General features: G+C 51.5%; 1 protein-coding gene. It reads right to left on the bottom strand.

Going from position 1 to position 4930, the window contains the following annotated elements; all coding sequences use genetic code 11:
* On the bottom strand, positions 1–4930 hold a 4930-nt coding region (locus GRP75_RS19230; RefSeq protein WP_160790082.1), incomplete at both ends, for a non-ribosomal peptide synthetase.

The raw sequence follows: 4930 nt of genomic DNA on the forward strand, positions 1-4930 counted from the left end.
GCCTGGCCACCAGCAAATGGATTATTTACAAATTTCTCTGCCGTCAGTTCTTCACGTTTCCAATACCCACGGGCCAATCCTTCCCCTGCAATGCATAACTCACCCGGTACGCCGACGGGCTGCAATTCCCCATTCGCATTCATGATATAGATTTGGGTATTCGCGATGGGACGTCCGATATTAATGTCTTGAGCATGGGTCAGTTCCTGTACGGCCGACCACACCGTCGTTTCTGTAGGTCCGTACATGTTATAAATGCGGGGACCGTTTATTTCTTTCAGTGCTGTGAGCAGCTTGGACGGAAGGGCTTCACCCCCGACCATAATGACCTTCACGTTTCGCAGCGCGCGGGAACCAGCTTCATGACCCAGCAGCATTTGCAACCGGGATGGGGTCATTTGCAACATCTCAATCGAATGTTGAGTAATCAACTCACCAAGCGCCTGCGGATTCACCTGATGCTGGCGGTCGCCAAGCACAACAGACATTCCACCCAGCAGGGGCAGGATGGTTTCCAAGACGAAAATATCGAATGAAATGGTCGTGAGTGACAAAATGGTTTGGCTCGTTTCAAAGTCAATGGCTTCGCGCATCCCGGTAATAAAGTTGAGTACCGAGCGATGCTGGAGCATAACTCCTTTCGGATGTCCAGTCGAACCCGAGGTATAGATGACGTAAGCCAAATGCTCTGGGCGGGCAATCGTCTCCAGGTTGCTACTTTCTCCCTGATACAATGCGGCATCCTCAAGAAACATGGTATTGGCATGGCAATGGTGCTCTTCTGCCAGCTCACGACTGGTCAGAAGCACTGCGGCCTCGCTGTCTTCCAGCATGTATTCAATACGAGAGGACGGAAATTCGGGATCGATTGGCACATAAGCACCACCTGCTTTGAGAACGGCCAGGAGACCTACAATCATTTCCACTGAGCGCTGCACCATCAGACCCACCAGCTTGTCAGGTCCTACTCCCTGGGCTTGAAGCATTCGAGCCAATGAGTTTGCCCGTTCATTCAGTTCCCGATAAGTCAGACTCTGATTTCCAAACACCAATGCCACTTGGTCTGGCGTACACTCCACCTGATCCTCGAACAGCTGATGGATCGTCTGTTTGGACGGAAATGCACAAGCAGTGTCATTAAATGCTGCTGTAATCTGTTGTTTTTCCGCTGCTGTGACCAATTCCAGCTCTTCAACCCGAACATTTGGGTTGAGCGAAATTTGCTCCAAGAGACGGGTGAAATGTCCATACAGACGCTCAATGCCTTTCCGATCAAAACAGAGCGTGTTATACATAAAGCGAATCTTTATGCCTTCTCCCGGCATAACGGCTACGTTCAGATCGTAGTTGGTTTGCTCTGTAGCCACCACATTCGAAATCGTGAACGGTTCCTGTCCTTGGCCTCCCAGCTGCTCTACCTGCTGCTCCACCGGATAATTTTCAAATATCATAATATGATTGATTAAATCCTGCTTCTGCTCGGTCAGTGCCTGAATTTCATACAGCGGGAACGCATCATAGGCATTGGACGCCAGCGCTTGCCGCTGTGTTCGTTTCATCAGCTCGTTAAAGGCTTCGCCCTCTTCAGACTGCACACGCACTGGAATCGTATTAATAAATAGCCCGATCATGTGCTCCACACCTGGAATATCGCCTGGACGACCAGACACTACGCTACCGAACACGACATCCGAACTGTTGTTATATTTTTGCAACAGAACGCCCCATACGGTCTGAATCAACGTGTTGACCGTCACCTGATTTTGCTTCGCCACCCGTTCGATCTGAGCCACCAGCTCCGGCTGGAAGTCACATTCCAGATCTTCAGCAACATATTCCCCATCTTGCATCGATTTAGGCTGTGTTTTTTGCTGAGGAAGCGTAATTTGCTGCTCGTAGTCCGCCAGATACCCACGCCAGTATTGCAAGGCTGCCTCACGGTCCTGACGCTCCAACCATTCAATAAATCGACTAAACGGCGTGACAGGCTCCAGCGTTGGCTCATGACCCGCACGCAGTGCCAGATAGCTACCGAATACCTCCTGTGTCATAAAGGACAAGCACCAGCCATCCATCAAAATGTGATGGAAGCTCCAAACAAAGTGGTACGTTTCATCCCCGGTTTGCAAAATGGAGACACGAATGAGTGCATCCTCTGCAAGATTGAATCCTTTCGCTTTATCCTCGATGACAAAAGCTTCAACACAAGCTTCTCGTTCCTCTTTTTCTAGTCCGCGCAAGTCTTCATAATATAATTGCCCGCTACGATTACGGAAGACAACCTGCACAGGTTCATCCTTCCATGAACTGATAAAGTTCGTCCGTAACGCCTCATGACGCTGTACGAGCAGATCAAAGCTTTTGCTGAAAGCAACCACATCAAAACGTCCATTCAATTCAAAGGTTGCCTGCTCAAAATAAGCTGCCGAACTCTCATCCATTAGACTGAAGAAGAGCATGCCCTTTTGCATCGGCGTCAAAGCATACACATTTTCTAGTTCACCCATATCTTGTGTATCTTTCACCAATTGCTCCAGCTCGTCCAGCGTTACATGTTTTAACAAGACATCACTTGGGGTCAACACCGTTCTTTCCTGCGCAATGCAATGGCTAATCACCTCACGCAAGCCGGATGCCAGTAGTTCTCCAAGCCGTGCAATCGTTTCGTGCCGGAATTGTGTGGTACCGTAGCGAATAGTGAACATCAGCTCGCCATCCTCGATTAATCCATTGATATCTAGTGCAAAATCCATAGCCGCGTTCGTGCTAACAGGCACACCAATGGAATAGGAGGAAGGCTTCAGATCGTTACCTTTATAATCCTGATCGAATTGGCCCAGATAGTTAAAACTGATCTCAGGCTGAGTCTTTAACTGCACGCCTGCTTTCTCCAGAACATTCATATCTGACAGGTATCGCAAAATACCATAACCGATGCCTTTTTGCGGAATATGACGCAGCCCTTCCTTGACCCGTTTAATCAGCCGAGCGGTATTTCCACCTTGTCCCAGACTTCCATCCAGAACAACCGGGAACTGGCTCGTAAACCAGCCGACTGTCCGCGTAATATCCACATCCGGTACAATGGCTTCCCGTCCATGGCCTTCCAGGTTGACCAGCACTCGTTCGGAACCAGACCAGTCATAGACGGCTTTTCCGAGCGCAGCCAGCAACAGGTCGTTCATTTCCGTGTTGTACGCGCGATGAGCTTGTTTGAGTAGCTGCTCGGTTTCCTGCTTCGTCCAGCGGACCGTCACAACCTCGCTGTCTCCGAGCAGTGCATTGTCATTCGCAAAATCCTTCGGCAAAAGCTTCGCGAGGCTGGCTTCCGCCTGTTCGATATGCTGCCAGTATGCAAACTCCCGCTCCATCGTCACACTATTTGCGTAGGCTGACAGCTGTTTGGCCCATACCTGGTAGGAATCTGTTTTATGCGGCAATCGGATGGCTGTGCCTGTTTTACCTGCAACAGCCTGCTCATATCCGGCTGCCAAGTCCTCCAGCAAAATGCGCCATGATACACCGTCCACAACCAGATGATGAATCACGACTAGCAAATGGTCGCCTCCAGCGCAATGGAACAGACCGAGCTTCACAAGTGGACCCTCGCTCAAGTGAATGCTCGCTTGAATTTCACTCGCCTTGGCTTCTACAGCGGTGGATTCGTCTTCAACTCCGCTAAAATCTACGATGTCCAGCGTATATAGCTCGCCTTCCACCACACTGCGGTTCCAAGCGGCATAGCCTTGCCCCGTCTCACGGAATACAGTGCGCAATGCGTCATGATGCTGGACAATACGTTCCATCGTACGGCGCAGCGCGTTGACGTCAAAGCGCCCAGCTCGATACAGCATCATCGCCTGGTTGCTGTGGTGCAGATCAACCGGCTGCTGCTCGAAGAACCACCGTTGAATGGGTGTCAGATCTACCTTGCCTACTGCCTCTTCCTGGCTGGCAATCTTGCCATCTGTACGAAGCAAAGGACTGAGTGACGCTACCGTCGGATTGCTGAACAAATCCTTCATGTCCAGTCGATACCCTGCTTGCAGCAATCGGGATGATACTTGCAATGCTTTGATCGAATCGCCGCCCAGTTCAAAGAAGTTATCCTGCGTGCCTACTATTTCGGCACCCAGCACCCCGGCCCACACTGAAGCTAAAACCTGTTCTACCGTAGTACGTGGAGCCACATAGGCTGCACCGGTATGGATGCTTCCTTCCGGTTCCGGCAAGGCCTTTCGGTCGATTTTTCCATTGTGGGTCAGTGGCAAGGTCTCCAGTCGCATCAAGCGTGCAGGCACCATATGTGCTGGCAGTCCTGCTTCCAGCTCGGCCTGTACCTCCTCGATCCGCAGCTCCACTTCTCCCGTGATGTATCCGCACAAATACTTGTGTCCGCGTTCGTCCGTCCGGTCGATGACTACCGCTTGACGCACACCCGGCACCCGCTGGATCGCCGTTTCAATCTCACCCAGCTCGATCCGGTAGACCCGGATTTTCACTTGATAGTCCATCCGGCCGATAAAGTCCACATTGCCGTCCGGCATCCACCGCGCCAAGTCGCCTGTGCGGTACAATCGTTCACCCGGTACGTACGGGTTCGCTACAAATTTCTCGGCCGTCAGGTCTGCACGGTTCAGGTAGCCCCGTGCTACCCCAGCTCCGCCAATACACAGCTCACCCAGTACACCGATCGGCACCGGATTCAGCTGGCTGTCCACGATGTAGAAGCGCGCGTTCAGCCACGCTTGGCCAATCGGTACACTGCCGCTGCTTGGCAGCTTCGACAGCTCTTCATCATAGAAGCTAGAGTCAATCGCTGCTTCCGTGACGCCGTAGCTGTTCATAATGCGAATATCTGCGCCAAATCGTTCTTGCAGCACCCGGTAATCCGTCACGCTGCAGCTATCCGAGCTGGTGATCAGCAGTT

It is taken from the genome of Paenibacillus sp. OT2-17, assembly GCF_009827695.1.
GTDB lineage: Bacteria > Bacillota > Bacilli > Paenibacillales > Paenibacillaceae > Paenibacillus > Paenibacillus polymyxa_B.